The organism is Legionella steigerwaltii, from assembly GCF_001468065.1.
GTDB lineage: Bacteria > Pseudomonadota > Gammaproteobacteria > Legionellales > Legionellaceae > Legionella > Legionella steigerwaltii.
The window spans coordinates 387,415-406,433 of record NZ_LNYZ01000013.1 but is presented as its reverse complement, the minus strand read 5'-3'; the positions used below and the strand labels follow the sequence as shown (position 1 = coordinate 406,433).

Genomic DNA, 19,019 nt, shown 5'->3' with positions numbered 1-19,019 from the left:
AGCCTTGTGTCTCCTCAAGGCTTTAATTTTTTAATTGGAACAAAATATTTAAATTAAGTTAAAATAACGACCAATTTCATACCAGACAAGGATAAAGTGATGCGCATGATACATAAAAATGTTTCCTCATTAAGGACGAAACTGGGTACAAATCTTCAAATGACCAAAGCTATTCCCAGAAGCGTACAAAAAATATTTCCTTTTTCACCACTACAGCATCCTTTAGCTCCAATCATGCGAAATTCCTTAACAAAACTGGAACTTAAAGACATGAATATTGAGGGAGAAGAATTAAAATTAATTCAACAACTTCATGACTCAAATAGGTTTTATATCCTCGAAGATCATAATGAGGTCCTAAAACGATTTTTTTTAGCGAAGCAGAAGGAAAATTCTCCGCTTGGTAATTTATATAAAGAAATGAAGTACCCTGGTTTTTTATCCCGATTAGTAACCAAAAAATTTAAGGCGATATATTCGGATGGTCGACTCGTAATGCCGCGTGAACATACTACTGAATTCGCTGAAGCATATCAAAAGAGAAAAGAAAAATACAAGTCTGCTCGAAATTTATTAGAATCCATTGGTACAGCTGAGGATGATTTGGTTTATAAAGAGTATTTATCTCTGGAAGAAGCTGCTGTAAGCCCTTTAATTGTACCACATGCATATTTTCTACCTCTTTCAGATGGGAGAAGAACAGAGTTCTCCCCCATTCTTCATGCCCTTAATTTACAAGGAGGAAGTCTATTCGATGAATGGAATAATGCCCATCCCTATCCTGTATCGATAAGTTATCTTGCAGCGCCAGAGTTCCGGAATTGCCTTAGTTTACAATATGATGTATTAGCGTGCGTCCGTTTTGAAAACTCAAAGGGAGAGGCCGCTCATTTCGCATCACGCCAAGCTTTAGCAGTGCAACAACCTGGATTTAACTCTGCACTTTCTGTTATATACGGAGAGGATAATGCCTTATCAGGTTTAGATAAGTCCCAATCGAATACAATAGCTTTTTATAGTCCCGTATTTGGTAAAGGTCTTTTTTATGTTGATGCTTATAAAACCCGTTTAAAACATAACCTGCGTCAATTATTACTTCTTGCTGATATCAATTTAAGCGAAGAAGGAACACTTGCAGTTAAAGGGATGAGTTTGGGTGCATTTGCCATTCAAGAGTTATTATATCCTATGGAGCGTGCATTTTATGAAGCATTGGAAGAAACACTCACCGAACTTGATTTACCAAAAATTAAAAAAATTAATCTAATGAATTTTCCTTCCGCACTTGATAAATTCAGTGATCCTGCAGATCGCGAATATGCTTTATTAATAGGACATAGAAGTAAAACCAAAACGATTAATGTGCATGGAAGGACCATAGAAGTTAACACCTGTATTGGTGCTCCCTTAGCCGCACAACCCGAAAAAAATTTAGCAACACATATTTGTGGGGATTCTTTATCTTTTCCGGGGAATGAGGTGCATGCGGGTATTCCTCCAAAAGTAAGTAGCGATGATTCAGTCATGCATTATGCAGGAGGTTGTTTTTCGATGACTAAAGACATTGAATTGCCCACTTCAGAAGATGTTCTCAAAAAAATACATGTGATTAGTGGAAATAGAGCAACATTATTTAATCGTTACGAGTCCGAAAGAAATCGTCAAGCTTCAGAGGAACGAAGCGATTTTAATCTTTCACTTGAATAAAAATAAGCAGTAATGAGATGGGGACGGTCCGGGTCCGTCCCTGTTGATCCAGTTGGTATTTATGGATTAAAAGCCCCTCACACAGCGAACACCGTAGTGAACGTTCTTAAAGTCGCCGCGCTGGGTACCACCACTGAAGTTGAAAATTTGGAGAAACGCGCCGGTCTGAGGGATGCTCGAGAACTCGGTAGAGCTCCAGTAACTGCCAGAAAGCAAGTGTAGATTATTAAAATCCACAAGATTGGATTGCATATTTTGCAGCGTAGGATTAGTGCTGAAACCACAGAAACCATACCCCATCTCACAAATCGCTGGCAAATACCAATCGGCATAACCATTGATCGCTTCCTTGCATAACCCTGCAGCATAATATGAGAGATTAATTGGCGCATTGGTTGCATCATTTTGATAATACACATATATATTATTGGTATCACAGGAGCCATCCGTTTTGCCAGCACAGTTCAATTGACCGGTGTATTGTGTGGCAGTTTGGCCTACTGGGGAAGTTGCATTAGGAGACGGACTTGTTGCAGTAGAATTATCCGCTATACCCCAAATACTGATGCCACCATCATAAGTTCCAGAGCTGTTTGAGCTCCAGATGATACTACTGGCCTGGTCCACAAGAGAAGCCACCTTACCACTAATGCTTCCTGTATCAGGAGTTGTATCATCTACAGAAAAAACATACCCTCCCTGATACACACTAGCATAAGTCAGTATGTTGATTTGAGGTGTTAGCGTATTGGTATTACCCCCGGAAACGGTCAGTGTTATTGAAGCGACGGTGGGCATGCTGCCAGGAGTAATAGTGAGCTCACAGGTACCCCTAGCTGGAATATCGCCACACTCTAGAGGAGATATACTACTACCCATAGGCAATGCTGATGATAGGCTGTAGGTCACATTAATTGCAGGGCTAAACCCTGAATTAATAATGAATATCCTTCTTGGCGTGCCCGTTAACGCGGCAGCATTTGTCGAATCGTTTACTGAAAGTGTTAAAGAGGTGATACTTGAGGTCAAGGTTGTTAAGGGAGCTGCCACGACGGTTAATCCCGTATTCCCAGAAACCGCGCCCATGGTTGCTGTGATGGTTATTGCCGTCGAACTAACGGATACTCCCGTTGCAAGACCATTACTCCCTGGTGCATTGGAAATCGTCGCAATTGAATTATTAGACGAAGACCAGGTCACAGAACTTGTAATGTTTTGCATGGTGCCATCAGAATAAGCCCCGGTTGCAATAAACTGTTTTGTTGTGCCTTGACTAATCGATGGATTAGCTGGGGTGACTGCAATCGAAACCAAAGTGGCATTCGTCACGTTTAAATAAGCAGTACCCGAGACAGAGCCCGAAATTGCTGTGATGGTCGCGGTACCCGAGGTAATGCCGTTGGCCAGTCCGTTGCTTCCTGAAGTATTGGAAACCGTCGCAATTGAATTATTAGATGAGGACCAGGTTACCGAAGAAGTTAAATCCCGAGAACTGGCATCAGAAAAAATACCCATAGCAGTAAATTGCTGAGTTGTTCCTTGCACGACTTGTGCATTAGGCGGATTCACTGTAAGCGAAACCAAGGTCGCAGTTGAAATTGTAATATTCAAGCTATTCGCCAAGCTTGGTTGATAGCACTGACTGGGATTGGGTGTCCCATCAGGATTGGTTTGACAAAGAACAGGGCCACCTGAAATACCATGAGAAGGCAATGCGCTTCCCGTAATGGTCAAGGTAAGCGTGCATGAGGAGTTTGAAGAGCCCTTGGGCTCAAGTTGACAGGGCTGAGTTTGACTGACTCCTTCTTGAGGTTGTATCACTAAAGTGTGCTTTTTCTTTGATTTGTTTGTCACTGTGTATTTCACCGTGGCAGTACCTGTTGAGCTCACAGATACCTTAGGAGGAAATTGTGGATCCGGTGTAAATGTCCATAAAGGAGTACCTGCATAGGCTACTGCCATCATCAAAAACGCCACTACCCCCGTCAGTAATTTATTGATAAACATTCGACTCTTCATATCCATATCCTCATGCAAGATAAGTAAGGTTAAATAACACACCATTGGTATAGAGGTGACTCAAAGTCAGTCCATTATTTAATGTTTGCCCGGCAGCGCGACCAAAATTGCTCTTACCCCAGTCTGCAAATTCATAACCTACCCCAAGCTGCCAATGGACATTAAGGGCTTTTTGCACGCCTGCACCTACCGTATAGGTACACGTCGTTTCTGTATGAGATGCGAAATTAGGATTGGGTAGCGCCTCAAAAATCGTTGGGGTGTTATCAAAGGAGTAAGCTCGGTTAAAACCAACGCCGATACTGCCACTTATCCAGGGAATGAGCCAATAACCTTGGTCGAATAAAAGCTTTGCTTTGGCTGCAACATGAGTGTGCTGGATTTTATAGCTGTAAGCAAAATTGTCAAACTCAGGATCTGCGTCATCCCAAATCATGCCAGAAAAGTTCGCATTGCTGGTGGCAGCAATTGCTAAACCAAGCTGCCCCTGGGCCATTGGAGATAGTTTTTTTTGTAAACCGAGAAAAAACTCACCATCAAACAACACATGTGTTGACTTATTTGCTGCATAAGTCTTTTCAATCTCAGGTGTAAGATAGAACGTTTGCGTTTTACCCCCGCTTTCCCAAACAGGTCCCGCGCTGAGCGTGCCTACCCAAAACCATCTAGGCTCTTGGACTAAAGGACCCATAGCACCTGCAAATGCACCAGCAGTTGCAAGACTTGTGGATAACGCAAGTACTAAAGAACTCTTGCTGTTCATAAGACTCCTTTCATTATAAAAAACAAATTTATAAAAATAACGAATTGTTAAAATAAAAAAACATAAAAGAACAAACTACTTAATGCCTAAATGCATGAATAACCTCAACAGAGAAGGTAGAGACGACAAAAAAAGCGAAAAACCTATGAGCCTTGAGATAAGCTGAGTAGAAGACTATACATTGATTATAAACAGCAGCTAAATGATGAAAATACGGTATAAAATACCCTGTTTTTTTCATAGATAAGAATTTAAATTAGAGAAAAAATGAACCCATGAGACGTAATAAATGGCAGTACAAAAAAATAAACAAGAATATCCCTGCTCTAATTGAACTATTAACTCAGAGATTCAGAACGAACCAGTACGTCTGAGCCTAATATTTTCTTAAGTTTAAATCAGTATAATTTTTACACAAACATAAGTCTGACAAATTTTTATGAAAAATACCGAAAATCCACCCAATATTAGTCGAGAAATGATCATCCAACGTTTTTCTACAGGGGTAAAATTAGTTTCTCAAGAAAATGTACACCCGATGAGATACTTATATAAAGGTCCGACCTTATCAGATCTCTTCTCTCAATCTCATTTTAATGTATTTCTCTTAGATAAAAATAGTTTGTTAATAGATGGCAACGAGCCTACTCTAGAACTATTAGGACATAATTCATTGAACGAAGCGATCGGCAAAGCACCATTTGAATCTATGACACATGAATGTGCTTGTGAATTACGAGCAAATGATTGTGAAGTTTTAACAAAGAAAAATTTTAAAATTTTTGATGAGGATGTTTTACGACAAGATGGAGCCATCTTCCAATCACTTACATTTATATTTCCTCTTTTCGAAGGTACGAATGAAGTGAGTGCACTATTCGGTTTTTCAGTTATATTAAACAAACAATCTCTTTCTATGGCAATGAATCATATCGCGCAATTTCGTCTGTTGGACTTGTTAGCCCCGAGCATGAATATTCCTGGCATAGAAATTGAAAATATCTATTTATCTAGACGCGAGAAAGAATGCTTACAGTTTTTAATCCGTGGTAAAAATACACGTGAAGTTGCACAAATATTAGGTCTTTCAAAAAGAACGGTTGAACATTATTTAGAAAACATAAAAAATAAAATGTCTGTGAATACAAAATCAGAGTTAATAGAAAAAGCAATTAATCTTCTATTATAAAAATTTCATAAACTGCACTATGATTGTTCTATTCCCAATGGAGTTCCCCCAACATACGGCTTACTGCATTAATCAAATAGAGCAAGTACAACTATGGAGTATTGCTGGAAGAACATTAGTTGATGTAAAGCAATTTGCTACACATTTTGACGCAAAAGCTTCTTAACCTAATTTTATAGATATCTCGGGAAGGCCAGCTGCCCCAAAGCTTGATGAAATTATCATTCCTGCTCCAGGCAGGCTGCCTACGCAAAATATATTGACGATTAACTTTTGCCAATAGGGTTTACTTACATCCCTTTTTTGTTATGGGCAAAAGTAGCAGCCATATTCTCATCTGTTAAGTATTCCTCTGATACTTCCATACCATTAGACTTTGAAAAAAACTTGAGGGGAGTTGCTTCAATTTTTTGCTTTATGTGATGTGCGGACGATCTATTTACTGTTTCTTCTTCGATTTTTTCTTCTAGCAATTGCATGTGTCGATTGATTGCATAGGCTATTAAAGCATCACCAGCAGCATTTCTTCCGCTTTTAGTTCCAATCTGAACAAATCGAGAATCATTCATTATATTTTTTATAGCACATACAATTTCACTTCGATCTGCCCCCGGCTGCAAAAAGAAAAAAACCATATCCGCACCTCGATTGTACTCTCCACAATCATTAATAATGTCTATCTTATATTTATCTATAATATTTTGTAGTTTTGGCTCTAATTTAAAGTATAAACTTGGCATTTTTAAATCCTCTTTGTTAAAATTAAATTGCAAGTACGTTGTAAAACAGAAATATATTGTATTTTTTTCCTCCCCACTGTCATTTATTGCATCTCATTGGTTTATTTCTCGCCTAGCTTAGATTCTTTTCTATGAAAAAAATAGGGTATTTTATACCGTATTATAATAATCCAAATTGATTTTATAATGACCTATTGGGGTAAGTATTGGATATTTTACTGCTTTATAAAACTCAGTCATTTCCTAATTCTTGGTAATCAAGGTGAAATTGTGCAAAAAAAAATTGAAATCTTAAATCGTATTAAGCCAGTCTCAGAGATTAAACTCAGGACTAAATCTGGCAGAGTATTCTCTTTTTATATTAGTGCTGAGGCAACCAAACAATTGGGGATTCATTTTTTAGATAGAATCATGACACCTAGAGGAGAACTCGCGACAGTTATTGGGGTCCATAATGGGCAAATATGGTATTGGGTTGACGAGGATTCAGGTGTAACTCATTGGGATGATATCCATACAAACCTACTCAATCCTGAGATTGGATTTAGTAAAAGTGAAGATACCAATTATCCTGAAGCAGTAAAAAAAACACTCAGTCAAGCGCTTGGATTTGCTATCCCCTTTGAGGAACTGAATCTATCTGTTGATTTATTCATGTTACTAAAGCAACTAGATGAGCATAAACACCCTCCTGAGTTTCTGGTAAATCTGTTAAAGCGAGCCTTAAAGTTATACCCCGACAAGATGAATAAGCAACTTGAGTTGCTAATTCAAGAATTTGAGACTTTATCTGTTTTGGATCTAGAGTCTGTTGTCGAACTTACTGACTCAGTCCAGACCCAAAAACTACAACTGGATAATTTTATAAAAGATACAAAGATAAATGGAGCAACAAAGGAGCAAGCGAATACTATCAGTACGATGGTGGGGAATTTGCAAACCCAAATTGAAACCCTTGAAGAGCAACTGAAACAGGCACAGCAAGAAAGCCAACCTTTGCTTTGTAATAAGCTTTGTGCGCTGAAATTAAGTCTAGAAGAAAGCCGGAATAATTTACTCAAATCGGTCGAGGCATTGAATACTGTAGCCTCCGAAGTAACCTATCTAAAAAAAATAAGTCCGTACAAGTCCTTTCATACGCTTATAAGTGCTCTCATTGAGACATATTCTGAGTTTCCAATCAATCAAAATGCTCCCTCGGATTTAGAGCATTATCTTGCAGGAGCAGCTAAAATCACGCGATTTTTATATGATCATGGCCATCATTTCTTTGATGAGAAAGCAGAGCCCATTTCCAATAATAACAATAAACAAGAGCAGTCTGAGTCATTAAGTCAACTTGAGCTGATGTATCTTTTCTTACTGTTGAGCGGTGGGGCTGCGATGTCAAAAACGTTACAGGCACGTGTATACTTTAAGATTTTTGATGCACTGAACGATTTACTAAAAATCGAGCCCAATAATGATGAGAACATGCCTGAGACGTTTAATTTATTCCATTTTGTTGCAAACAAACCCGATGACTTTATAAAGCTTTACCGATATTTCTTTGTGAATGAAGGGCCATGCAGACAAAAGGCTAAGGAGCTTATTGTAAAGGAACACCCTGTTTTTCTAGCTGAATTAGGCAAATTAACTTACTATTACGCTACCGCTTTGAACGCCAAAGCCAAGCAGCCTGATGCGAAACCTGGAGCCCAACAAGAGGCAAATTATTATTTTAAACAGGGGATCAATTATCTCGTACAGTCATTAAAGCAAGGTACGCCTCAGGCAATTGAAGCGTTTGATACCCTGTTAGCCACAAAAGACGATAAAGAGCAGCAAATAGAGGGGATTGGTGAAATCGCAAAAGAGCTGATTGCATATTTTACTCATACCAAGAACTTTGTTAAAGCACACCATTATTTAAAGATTGCTTTAGAGTCCCAGGATAAGGGATCTAAGGAATTGCAAAAAGTATTACACCTGCTGCAAGTCAAACTCACCCTTGTAGAGACCAGTGGTGATGAGCAAAAAGCAGCGCTTGCGATATTAATGCAAGAGGTAAAAGAAGGCGATCGATCTGCTCTTGCTTTACTTGAAGAATTAAGCACCCAAGTGCCTGCAGTTGCTTTTGCTGCAGTAGTTTATTGGCATGATGAAGACATCACGAAACTGTCACTTACATTGTTGGAGGTTGCAGCAAAAGAGAATCCTGACCTTGTTGCCTGGTATCAAAATCGCTATCGAGTAGTGTGCCAAGCACAAGAACCTGAACTTGTCTTAATCCTTAAAGCAATAAAAGTTGGTTTTGTTCCAGCGATTGTCGAGCTTAATGAATTACTCACCACCACTCCAGATTTTGCAAAAGAAAACAAAACCACGCTTCTATCGATTATTTCAGACTTTGATGTCTTGCAATACATTTACCCCAAAATTTTCATGGCTCTTCTTGTAAACTATTACATTCAAAAAGATTTATCGAAAGAAGCTCTGAATAAGTTCATAGAATCACTAGCTCATACTTCATTTAAGCAACCTGAAAGCCATTTTGAACTTCTATTCCTCGTACTGCGTGATTTAAGAACTTTAATAGGTTCTGAGGAATTGATTGCTGTTTTTCACACAATCAAAAGAATAGGATTACTGTCTTCGGAACACCATGACTTATTGAAAACAATAGCGACTCTATTGATTGAACGAGAAGCAAGTGAGGATAAGTTGATGTTTCATTTCTTTGCTCAGGAATATCTCTCCAATTACTCCCTGTTAGCTCAGGCACTCTATAAAGATGCGAAAGCATGGGCTATTTTAAAAAATAATGATCAAATAGCCAGTCTTATTAAAAGAGTCATCGAAGATAAGAACCATCTTAAGGGAAAAAGCCCTCTCAGTGAATTGTCTTTATTTAATGAGCAAAATAATAAAGAAGAGCTGGCAAACTCATCAAAAAAAGAAAAAAAATTTAGTATAAAGGCAGATTCCAAGGGGTGTTGTTTATGCCAATAAGAATGATTTATTTATAGGAGTTCTCTAGCCACAACCAAGTTGCGGCTTTTTCCCTAATTACATAAGAATTATAAAATTTGAAATAACCAATAAATTCTAGTTATCTTCCAGTTTTCTAATTACAAAGGCCGCAAAAGGTACTGATATCAATACTACTACCACAAAAAATAATCCCTACCCTTTTCCCATAAAGCTCGTTTTTTAAAGGGTTAAGACATGCAGCAATACCCACTGCACACGCTGGCCCAATCATCATTAGCAAATCAATTTGAATATTTTATAACCATTGCACATAATTAATGTGTGTCACTATTGCATAGGATGGAACATTGATGAGCACAATAAACAATGAATTTAATATGCCAGCTCCCAGATGGATTAATACTTATCCGTGTGGCCCTTATCGATTTATTAACCGGGAATTCTTCATTATTAGCTATGAAACAGATACAGACTTACTAAAAGAGGTTTTACCTCCAGGATTAGAACTATTAGAACCTATTATTAAATTTGAATTTATCCGCATGCCAGACTCAACAGGATTTGGCGATTATACTGAGTCTGGACAAGTCATTCCCGTCCGCTATAAGGGTGAAGAAGGAACTTTTACTATTTCAATGTTTCTTGATTGCCATGCACCTATAGCAGGAGGAAGAGAAATATGGGGATTCCCAAAAAAATTAGCGAAACCAAAACTATTTGTTGAAGAAGATGTTTTGATTGGCATACTTGATTATGGGAGCATTCGCATTGCCACAGCAACCATGGGTTATAAGCACCATGCGCTGGATCAACAACTTGTTCTTCAATCGATGAAAAAACCTATCTTTCTGCTTAAAAATATCCCTGGTGTTGATGGAACGCCAGAGATTAATCAATTAACCAGGACTTATTTGCAAGACATTACTGTAAAAGGGGCATGGAAGGGACCAGGAAGTTTAGAATTACATCCTCATTGTTTAGCACCAATTGCCAATTTTCCAGTGAAAAAAATTGTTTCTGTAGCTCATTTTATCACTGACTTGACGTTACCTTATGGTGAGGTCGTAGAAAATTATTTAAGTTAAATAGTGGAAATAAATTATTCAGGAGCTCTTCAAAGTCCATATTTAGGCCTATGAATGAGCTCTTAGCCACTGCTCAGAATTAAAAAAAGAATACACTTGGAGCCCTGTTATTGCTTAACAATTTAGAGAAATTCTTTATAGATATCAACTGAAGATTCTTTGCCAATTTTAGAAAAGTTTTGTTTCAGCCACTTTTTAGTATGCAGACGCCCTCTATCCCGTAAGTAGCAGAGGAAATCCCAATCTACATTATGTTTCGAAGAAACCCCATAATGTGCCATTTCCTTATCAGCTCGAATGGAATGTATACGCATTTTTTTTAGTTTCAGATTTTTATCCTTTTTTAAATCAAGTAGCTTTGAAACAAATGCAATAGCGCGCATTTCACGCAATAAGGTTGAATTAAAACTAATTTCATTAATACGGTTAAGAACTTCTGATGCAGTGTGTGGAACTCCTCGTCTATATATTGGATTTAGATGTACAATCACAATATCCTGACTGCCACAATTATATATTAAAGGGAAAATAGCTGGGTTACCAATGTATCCGCCATTCCAATATTTTTGACCATCTATTTCAATTGATTGAGATAGATTCGGTAAGCAAGAAGAGGCAAGAATAGTTTCTACCGATAATTCAGGATTAGTAAAAATGCGAACTTTACATGTCTCTTCATTGGTTGCACAGATAAAAAGTTTAACTTTTGATTTTTTTCTAATGGCATCAAAATCAATGTTTTTTTCAATAATTGATTTCATTGGATTGATATTGAATGGATTGAATTGATAAGGGGAGAACATTTGCGTTATCAATTCAAAGTAGTGATAAAATGGCGAGCCTTCTAGGCTATACTCATGAGTCCGCATCCACGGTATATCAAACCATGAATGGAGAGAAAAAAAACCCTGGCTGCAGCTAATATCATACCAAAAATCAAGTAGTGCTTGGCGTGCTTCATCACGATCATTATTTAATAAGCCTTGTGCAAGAACTACCGCATTCATTGAACCAACACTTGTGGCACTCAACCCTTCTATATCTAAACGGCCATCTTCGAGTAAATAATCTATAACCCCCCATGTAAACGCACCATGGGCGCCGCCTCCTTGAAGTCCAAGATTAATAAGTTTATGTGCCTGCCTCATTTTTATTCCATAAATCATGCAGTTATAAAACTTTAAATAATTATAGCAGAAATTAAAAGGCACGTGCCCTGACGTAGTATGAGGTTAGGTAAATTCAGACATCAACTAAAGAAATTCCTTCCGAATATCCACCGAAGACTCTTTACCTATTTTAGAAAAATTATCATGAAACCATTTTTTAGCAATAAGTCGTCCCCGATCACGTAAATAGACTAAAAAGTCCCAATCAGCATTAAGTTTTGTAGAAACATCATGTTTCGTCATTTCATCATCTGCACGAATAGAATGCATATGCATTCTTTTAAGATCAAGTCCTTCTGTTTGTTTGCTATCAATCAAATCAGTCACAAAAGCTATTGCCCTCATTTCGCGCATTAGCGAGGAATTGAAACTTACTTCATTTACACGATTAAGAATCTCACCTACATGATAAAGTGGACCTGAGCGGATTATAGGATTTATATGTACAATCACAACATCTTGACATGTACAATTGTAAATTAGTGGATAAATTGCTGGATTACCGATATACCCACCATCCCAGTAATATTGATCTTTAATTTTGACCGATTGAAATAGAAATGGAAGACATCCTGAAGCAAGTAAAGTATCTACAGTTATCTCAGGGTTAGTAAAAATACGAACTTTACCTGTTTCCACATTAGTAGCACAAACGAATAGCTTTACAGTAGACCTTTTTCTTAACGCCTCAAAATCGATGCTTTTCTCAAGAATAGTACGCATTGGATTTAAATTAAAAGGATTGAATTGGTATGGCGACATCAAGTGGGTAATAATCTCAAACCAAAAATAAAATGGTGAATGATCCAAACTAAATTGATCTAAAGAAAACCAAGAGTCACCAAACCAGTGTTTAAAAGACATTAGACTGTTAACTTTACTAATTTCTTCCCAAAAATTATACAATGCTTGCCGAGCTTCATCACGATCATTATTTAAAAGACCCTGCGCCAATATTGCTGCATTCATTGTTCCCGCACTAGTGGAGCTCAACCCCTCTATATCTAAACGCCCATCTTCTAATAAATAATCCAAAACACCCCATGTAAAAGCACCATGAGCGCCACCACCTTGAAGCCCTAAGTTAATGGTTTTATGTGTTTTTTTCATTTTTATTCTATTATGCAATATTATGAATATTTTGAACATTTTGTAGGTAAAGTATAGCAGCTTTTTTATGTACTGTTCGAATTGATGCAGCAACCATCCTCTGCATGTATCATATGTTTTTACCAATTTATAGTTCGATTAAGCGGTAATATCCTCCTAAAAGATAGGTCAGAGATTCAAATCCTCAATAGACTTCTATCTATGCCCAATGCAAGGTCAAAAGTACACTTTTTTAAATCCTCCAAAGCAGTGAGCCAGGAAATTTCATTTGGCCATACGTTCATAGCATAAACCCTATGTGATTGATTTTTTATCTATTTGATGTTATAATAATCATTCTTTTTAAGCTCCAGATTGCTTTAAAAAGCTTGTCCACTTTAAAAATAATAAGAAAAATCTGTTTCTCAGGAGTTAATCATGTGGTTCACATTTGCTATTTTTGCTGCCATTTTATGGGGTTTTAATTATGCCTTGGCTGAAAAAATATTAAACAGTATCTCACCCGTTACTCTATTGGCTTTGGAAATGACAATAGGTGCTGTATTGTTTACCTGCATTTCTTTTTTCACTACTATGAAAAAAGACGTTGAACTATTAACAACAGATTCTTGTTTACTATTATTAACTATAGCCGAGATAGCAATCGTGCTCATCGCCAGTTATTTTATCGCCGCTTCCATCAATCTTAAAAATGCTACCATTGCAGGTATCGTCGAATTAACTTATCCCATATTTACCATTATTTTTACTTGGTTTTTATTTAATCAAGCTCACGTGAATCTTTCAGTCATCATTGGTGGACTTTTAATTTTCATCGGCATATTAGTAATAGGCTTGGCATAAAAACCTCCCCCTCACCCTACCCGATCCTCTTAGGGTTAGGATAAGGGGAAAATTACCACATATCTTTCTTAATCTGATAACTATATCCACATAGACTAGGTTGCTTGCAGCAAATTCAAGCTCACAAAATTTCCTTATCTTTTTTTTCTATTTATTTGTTTGTTGCTACAGTATTATTATTTTAGGTGTAACAGGAGTGAACAACAAAAGGAATTGAGATGAAAGCAGAAACCATAAAAAACCAAATTAACTACTATGATCAAAACAAAGGACACTTTAGAATACTCAAAGATGAGCCACATATTAAAGAGTTGCGCGAATTCTGTAATAACAAACTTCAAGGTGTCAATACTTTATCCCCCCCTTTGCTTCTAGAATTAGCAGCCATTCTTCTAGGTAAAAATGATAGGGATGGAGAGGCATTGAGTAGTCATATTTTTAGAGACCTTGTTCAGGGTCTAGGTGGTTATGAGACATTAGAAAGCTTAAAAAAATACAAACAACTGTCTGCAGAAAATATTGTATTTATTGAGAAAAATCATAAGCAAGCCAATCTATTAACACCATTACTGATTTCTATTGGCAGTAAACTTTCGCCTTCGACTATGACTATCATGTTTCATGCTGCAGAAATGATGTCAGATCAGGAACGATTAATAGAGATGTTCAACTGTTTTGAGAAATTTGCGCTCTCTGAGAATGCTGGCCTTTATTTTGAATTAATAAATTTTCTTAACCGTTACGGAATTAATACAGATGATGTTGTTCTGTTATTAAGTGAAGCAAAACAACTTGTTTCTATAAAAAAGACATTAGACGTGTTGGAAAGGACTAACTCGCAATTACTCAATCGAGATAATATTATTGCGATCCTGAAATTGCAAAATCCCTATTATTTTTATAAAGTTTTGGAGCTTCTTCCTGATACACAAGAGAGCTTGAATCGGTTATTTGCCGTCGATAACATACTCGATAAATGCTCTCGAGCAGAAGAGATTATCAAAAATTTCAAAAAAGCTGGCTGGGAACTAGAGCCCTACTTGAAATACATTTTAAGTGCCGATAGAAATGGAGTTGATTTAGAAAGTGCTACAAGTATGTTGATGGAAATAAAATTCAAACCTGAATTACTTCCATTTGTATTAGAAACACTATTTGCCCGATCTAATGAAAGTATTGCTTTAGTCAAAGCAGTGGGGCTTTTAAATGATGAACACTTAAAAGAGGATATGGATTTAGCTTTTGCCTCTAAATACCCTGATAGAGTTGCTGCAGCGATAGTAGAACTCAGAAAGGAACAGTGTTTCAATAAGCAAACACGCCGTATTATTCGTTCACATCCTGAACATGCTGTTGAATTAGCTCAGGCATTGATTCAGTTAAACCGTTTAAACCATGCAGGTCGCGCAGCCTATGATGGAATAGTTAAATATCCCCAAAATGCGGACAAGGTAGCACAAGTTCTTGAGTATTTACAAAAAAATTTCCTCTTGCATAATTTAAATGGTAAACCTGATGCCTATAAAGGGATAGTGAAACAATCTTCTCATTCAATTATTACTGAAGTGTGTAAAGCTGAGCTCACGGATGATTCTTTGATTAAACTATTCGAAGCTATGAAAGCAGCAAACCTCTTAGATATACCCAATCTTAATAAGTTAATGCCAAAATTGAAGTACGTCAAAACCCTGGCCACTGCAGCTACATGTTTGGCCAATTCAAATAAATTAAATCAAACGAATTTTAATAGCATAATTGGTGCTCCTTTCGATGCAATGGTTATAGCAGAGAGTTTAGGAGGAACCCCTAGATCGCCTTCATTACCTGAGAGGATAGACGAAGGTGCTAAAGATTTTGTAGAAATTAGAAAAGCTGCAAAAATCTTAGCACAAGGACAACAGCAAGGACTTTTTTTTGCTAAGCAAGATCCAGAAAAAATCGGCACTTTTGAAAAAGTAACGCATAAAAAAATGGCAGCCGTACAAAATGAAGCAATGATGAAAATTGCTGAGCATACAAGCGAGCATCATCTGGAAGATGTTACAGAACATCATACAGCAAATAGCTCCTATTTTTCTGTATTAAAAACGTAGTAAGAAATAAAACAGAGATAAGCAAGTCGGGCTTTGGCCCGACATTTTAATGTTCTCAAAAAGCAAAAAGCCGCTCAACTGATAATGAGAAACTATGAACAATCAACTATCTTATTTTCTTCATCTTTCCAGCATCATCGAATCAATGCCAGATGCTTTGGTTATTATTGATAATAAAGGCCGTATCGTTTTAGTTAACGGCCAAACTGAACATTTATTTGGGTATGCGCGTACTGAGTTATTGGGTGAGTATGTAGAGCGATTAATGCCCGAGCGATATCGCAAAAAACACGTACATCATCGTGATGATTATTTTGTTATGCCCAAGACACGTTCTATGGGTACAGAATTAGAATTATTTGGCATAAAAAAAAATGGCACTGAGTTTCCCGTAGAAATAAGCTTAAGTCCACTTAAAACAGATGAAGGCACTTTTGCTCTCGCCGCCGTACGAGACATCACCATCCGTAAAAAAGCCGAAGCAAAATTTAAATCCATTTTAGAAGCCACCCCTGACTGTTTAGTTGTTATTAATAATGAGGGGAAAATTGTCTTGGTTAATAATCGTACTGAAAATTTGTTTGGGCACAAACCCAATGAAGTAATCGGCCAATATGTGGAATGTTTAATACCTAAACGGTTTCATAAGAATCATATCGGTCATCGTACTAATTATTTTTCTGAACCACGAGTAAGACCTATGGGCGCAGGCTTGGAGTTATATGGGCAGCATAAAATGGGGCATGAATTTCCTGTTGAGATTAGTTTAAGTCCATTGGAAACCGAGGAAGGTTTGTTGGCATTAGCCGCAGTACGTGATATTTCAGAACAAAAACAGCTTGAAGAACAATTATTTAGCAAAAATAAAGAGCTCGAGCTACAAAATCGTTTAAAAACTGAATTCCTGGCCAATATGAGTCATGACATCAGAACCCCCCTAACAGGGCTTATAGGAATGTCTCAATTGCTGGAGAACCTAGTCCAGGATCCGCAGCAAAAACAATACGCTCAATGGTTAAGCGATAGCGGAAAACAACTTCTAAATATGTTGAACGTAATATTGGATACCGTTTCAGCAGAAAATGTAAATGAATCAGCAGTACACGAAGAACTTTTTGAACTAAATCAAGTTACTCAAGAAGTCTTACAACTCGTACGCCCCTCTACTATAACAAAAGGAATTGATTTAAAAGCCCATATCGATGAGAACACTCCTCCTTATTTGGTAAGTGACCACCTGAAACTTCGTCGTATTTTATTAAACTTACTTGGTAACGCAATTAAATTTACTCAGGCAGGTCAAATTACGATTGAGGTAAAACTCCTCAAGCGCATGAAAACACATGCTTTACTTCACTTTAGTGTCAGCGACACGGGTGCAGGTATTCCCTACACTCTTCAAGGTAAAGTATTCGATAAATTTTTTCGCGGTACCCCTTCACGTAAAGGGGTATATAGGGGGCACGGCCTGGGTTTACACATCGCACAATCTTATGCAAATTTATTAGGTGGAAAAATCCTATTAACGAGCGAGCCTGGTGTGGGGACGACGTTCTATTTTGATCTTTTAATAAAAATTGGCGACAGCATTCCTAAGCAAATGCTATCAAATAACAAGAGAAAGTTAAAAATTACTCGTTCCGAAGCAAAAAATAAACGCCCATCAAATGCACCGAAGTTATTGCTTATTGAAGACAACCACATTGCGTTGCTCTCCCTTGAAAATATTGTTAACCAAGCAGGTTTTCGCTATAGCAGTGCTGGTGATGGGGAAAGTGCGCTGGATTTAGTAAAAGCAGAAACATTTGATTTAATTATTACAGATCTAGGACTTCCAGGGTTATCAGGTATTGAGCTAACGCGAAGAATAAGAAAGTATGAAAAAGAGCATCACAGAATACCTGTTCTGATTATTGGACTAACAGGTCATGATGAACATAAAATAAAAAATAAGTGCATTCAAGCAGGAATGAATGCCGCCTTTACCAAGCCATTAAATTCAGAAACTCTAGAAAAAATTAAATCAAGCTATCTGACATCAACTCAATCAACGACAATGCAAGCAAAAAGATCTACCCCCAAAAACAAAACAAAAAAACTTGGTCTTGATTTGTCAGATACTGAAGAAGAACTATTTAAACTAGATGCTTTTCCATTATTTGATGCTCATAGCGCACTTACCAGTTTGGGTAATAATGCAGTCTTATTCAATAAGACTTTAAAGTTTATGATAGAACAAGAAATACCCAATACTCTTAAAGCACTGGAAAAGGCATATGCTGCAGGAGAATGGGAAACAATCGAAAAACTTGCCCATAAAATGAAGGGTGGTTTAGTTTATTGTGGTGCTTTTAAATTAGTCCATGCATGCCAATATCTCGAACTATATCATAAAGCTGGCTATGTCAAATTTCTTGAACCACTCTATAAACAGTTAGTTGATGTAATTGATGAAACTAAAGAGGCGATTAACCAATGGCTTTTGAGATAATTCAAGGTCGGGCCAAGGCCCGACGAAGCTGAACAGTGCCAGAACGAGTTATTCACCGATTGCATCTATCAAACAAGATTAAAATAGAATACAACTTGGCTGAGGTGTATGGAACTGGTTTTCAAGTATAGAAGCACATTGATTCATCAAGCGTAAAATCATCCGCTCTTTACTTTCAGGAGCGGTAAAGCTAAAAAAACGTAAATTACAGTCCGATAGATTATCGAATGCGTGCTTTATGCCTGTTTTGAAATCGTGCATCATTCCTGTAACAATTTCATTAAAATGATCTGTTTTGATTTTTTTTTCTGAGTTTGCGCCAGTAAGAAAAGCCAGCATATCACTTACATCGTCTTTGATCTTATCAATGTCTTGTTCTGTAATAGAGGTTCTTAGCGAATCACTCTCATCATTAGAAGTAATAAAAAAAGAAACTGCCAATGCTGAACTTGCTAGTACGTCCGGTTCGCGTGGAAGTGTGAATTTAAGCTGATTGTTGTTGGTATAGAAATACAGCACTTCATACAATTGCAATAATAAGATACCGATACTGGCCATTTTTTCGACTGAATCAGATATTTTGGGTAATTCATTAAGCGCAAAAACAGTTATAAAATGTATTATTCTTAGAGGACTTACTGAGCCAAAGTCTATCGTTCGTGTTATTAGGTAGTCGTTGAATGACTCTTGCGCTTCATTTTTGGTTGCTTCTCTATCAGCCTCCATAAAGCGTTTGCATACTAACATGCCTTGATGATTGGTAAAGCGGAGCAAATATTGCAGTATTTCATTCGGCAAACTATCAAAAGGATTTATGGGGTCAGATGGGAACATTTA

The 19,019-nt window shown here is 37.2% G+C and carries 13 protein-coding genes; 7 read left to right on the top strand and 6 right to left on the bottom strand.

Annotated features, from left to right (window positions below; genetic code table 11):
* Window positions 1-99 precede the first annotated feature (99 nt).
* On the top strand, window positions 100-1,707 hold the full coding sequence (locus Lstg_RS09545; RefSeq protein WP_058477433.1) for a hypothetical protein: 1,608 nt from the start codon (window positions 100-102) through the stop codon (window positions 1,705-1,707).
* 66 nt (window positions 1,708-1,773) lie between these two features.
* Here the strand turns inward: Lstg_RS09545 and Lstg_RS09540 are convergent, their stop codons facing one another.
* Entirely contained in the window at window positions 1,774-3,726 is a 1,953-nt protein-coding gene (locus Lstg_RS09540) for an Ig-like domain-containing protein (RefSeq protein ID WP_058477432.1), read from the bottom strand.
* A 10-nt stretch (window positions 3,727-3,736) separates the two neighbouring features.
* On the bottom strand, window positions 3,737-4,489 hold the full coding sequence (locus Lstg_RS09535; RefSeq protein ID WP_058477431.1) for an outer membrane protein: 753 nt from the start codon (window positions 4,487-4,489) through the stop codon (window positions 3,737-3,739).
* 439 nt (window positions 4,490-4,928) lie between these two features.
* Here Lstg_RS09535 and Lstg_RS09530 point away from each other — a divergent pair, with 439 nt between their 5' ends.
* Window positions 4,929-5,678: a PAS and helix-turn-helix domain-containing protein gene (locus Lstg_RS09530; RefSeq protein WP_058477430.1), complete on the top strand. Its 750-nt coding sequence runs from the start codon at window positions 4,929-4,931 to the stop codon at window positions 5,676-5,678.
* Window positions 5,679-5,968: 290 nt separating this feature from the next.
* On the opposite strand, the gene Lstg_RS09525 is transcribed toward Lstg_RS09530, so the two are convergent.
* Window positions 5,969-6,418, bottom strand: a complete 450-nt coding sequence (locus Lstg_RS09525) for a hypothetical protein (RefSeq protein ID WP_058477429.1) — start codon at window positions 6,416-6,418, stop codon at window positions 5,969-5,971.
* Window positions 6,419-6,688: 270 nt separating this feature from the next.
* Between Lstg_RS09525 and Lstg_RS09520 the strand changes: the two genes are divergently transcribed.
* On the top strand, window positions 6,689-9,409 hold the full coding sequence (locus Lstg_RS09520; RefSeq protein ID WP_133129168.1) for a hypothetical protein: 2,721 nt from the start codon (window positions 6,689-6,691) through the stop codon (window positions 9,407-9,409).
* 332 nt (window positions 9,410-9,741) lie between these two features.
* A complete protein-coding gene (locus Lstg_RS09515; protein ID WP_058477427.1) occupies window positions 9,742-10,476 on the top strand; it encodes an acetoacetate decarboxylase in 735 nt (244 codons plus the stop codon).
* A gap of 122 nt (window positions 10,477-10,598) precedes the next feature.
* Here the strand turns inward: Lstg_RS09515 and Lstg_RS09510 are convergent, their stop codons facing one another.
* Both Lstg_RS09510 and Lstg_RS09505 read right to left on the bottom strand, forming a co-directional pair.
* Entirely contained in the window at window positions 10,599-11,624 is a 1,026-nt protein-coding gene (locus Lstg_RS09510) for a patatin-like phospholipase family protein (RefSeq protein WP_058477426.1), read from the bottom strand.
* A 105-nt stretch (window positions 11,625-11,729) separates the two neighbouring features.
* Window positions 11,730-12,755, bottom strand: a complete 1,026-nt coding sequence (locus Lstg_RS09505; RefSeq protein WP_058477425.1) for a patatin-like phospholipase family protein — start codon at window positions 12,753-12,755, stop codon at window positions 11,730-11,732.
* 417 nt (window positions 12,756-13,172) lie between these two features.
* Between Lstg_RS09505 and Lstg_RS09500 the strand changes: the two genes are divergently transcribed.
* The 3 genes from Lstg_RS09500 to Lstg_RS09490 all read left to right on the top strand — a co-directional run bounded on the left by Lstg_RS09500 (window position 13,173) and on the right by Lstg_RS09490 (window position 18,182).
* Window positions 13,173-13,598 carry a DMT family transporter gene (locus tag Lstg_RS09500; RefSeq protein WP_058477424.1) on the top strand — a complete coding sequence of 142 codons (426 nt, stop codon included), beginning with the start codon at window positions 13,173-13,175 and terminating at the stop codon, window positions 13,596-13,598.
* Window positions 13,599-13,816: 218 nt separating this feature from the next.
* The gene (locus Lstg_RS09495; RefSeq protein ID WP_058477423.1) at window positions 13,817-15,691 is read left to right on the top strand and encodes a hypothetical protein; all 1,875 of its coding nucleotides are present in this window, start codon (window positions 13,817-13,819) and stop codon (window positions 15,689-15,691) included.
* A 94-nt stretch (window positions 15,692-15,785) separates the two neighbouring features.
* Window positions 15,786-18,182, top strand: a complete 2,397-nt coding sequence (locus Lstg_RS09490) for a PAS domain S-box protein (RefSeq protein WP_058477422.1) — start codon at window positions 15,786-15,788, stop codon at window positions 18,180-18,182.
* A gap of 78 nt (window positions 18,183-18,260) precedes the next feature.
* Here Lstg_RS09490 and Lstg_RS09485 read toward each other — a convergent pair whose 3' ends face one another.
* The gene (locus tag Lstg_RS09485) at window positions 18,261-18,929 is read right to left on the bottom strand and encodes a hypothetical protein (protein WP_238585407.1); all 669 of its coding nucleotides are present in this window, start codon (window positions 18,927-18,929) and stop codon (window positions 18,261-18,263) included.
* Between the last annotated feature and the right edge of the window lie 90 nt (window positions 18,930-19,019).

What these genes read in the sequence shown, in the direction of transcription:
- Lstg_RS09505 (WP_058477425.1), bottom strand. Translation starts at nt 12,755, where the DNA reads ATGAAAAAAACACATAAAACCATTAACTTAGGGCTTCAAGGTGGTGGC.
- Lstg_RS09495 (WP_058477423.1), top strand. Translation starts at nt 13,817, where the DNA reads ATGAAAGCAGAAACCATAAAAAACCAAATTAACTACTATGATCAAAAC.
- Lstg_RS09530 (WP_058477430.1), top strand. Translation starts at nt 4,929, where the DNA reads ATGAAAAATACCGAAAATCCACCCAATATTAGTCGAGAAATGATCATC.
- Lstg_RS09515 (WP_058477427.1), top strand. Translation starts at nt 9,742, where the DNA reads ATGAGCACAATAAACAATGAATTTAATATGCCAGCTCCCAGATGGATT.
- Lstg_RS09545 (WP_058477433.1), top strand. Translation starts at nt 100, where the DNA reads ATGCGCATGATACATAAAAATGTTTCCTCATTAAGGACGAAACTGGGT.
- Lstg_RS09535 (WP_058477431.1), bottom strand. Translation starts at nt 4,489, where the DNA reads ATGAACAGCAAGAGTTCTTTAGTACTTGCGTTATCCACAAGTCTTGCA.
- Lstg_RS09490 (WP_058477422.1), top strand. Translation starts at nt 15,786, where the DNA reads ATGAACAATCAACTATCTTATTTTCTTCATCTTTCCAGCATCATCGAA.
- Lstg_RS09540 (WP_058477432.1), bottom strand. Translation starts at nt 3,726, where the DNA reads ATGAAGAGTCGAATGTTTATCAATAAATTACTGACGGGGGTAGTGGCG.
- Lstg_RS09485 (WP_238585407.1), bottom strand. Translation starts at nt 18,929, where the DNA reads ATGTTAGTATGCAAACGCTTTATGGAGGCTGATAGAGAAGCAACCAAA.
- Lstg_RS09500 (WP_058477424.1), top strand. Translation starts at nt 13,173, where the DNA reads ATGTGGTTCACATTTGCTATTTTTGCTGCCATTTTATGGGGTTTTAAT.
- Lstg_RS09510 (WP_058477426.1), bottom strand. Translation starts at nt 11,624, where the DNA reads ATGAGGCAGGCACATAAACTTATTAATCTTGGACTTCAAGGAGGCGGC.
- Lstg_RS09525 (WP_058477429.1), bottom strand. Translation starts at nt 6,418, where the DNA reads ATGCCAAGTTTATACTTTAAATTAGAGCCAAAACTACAAAATATTATA.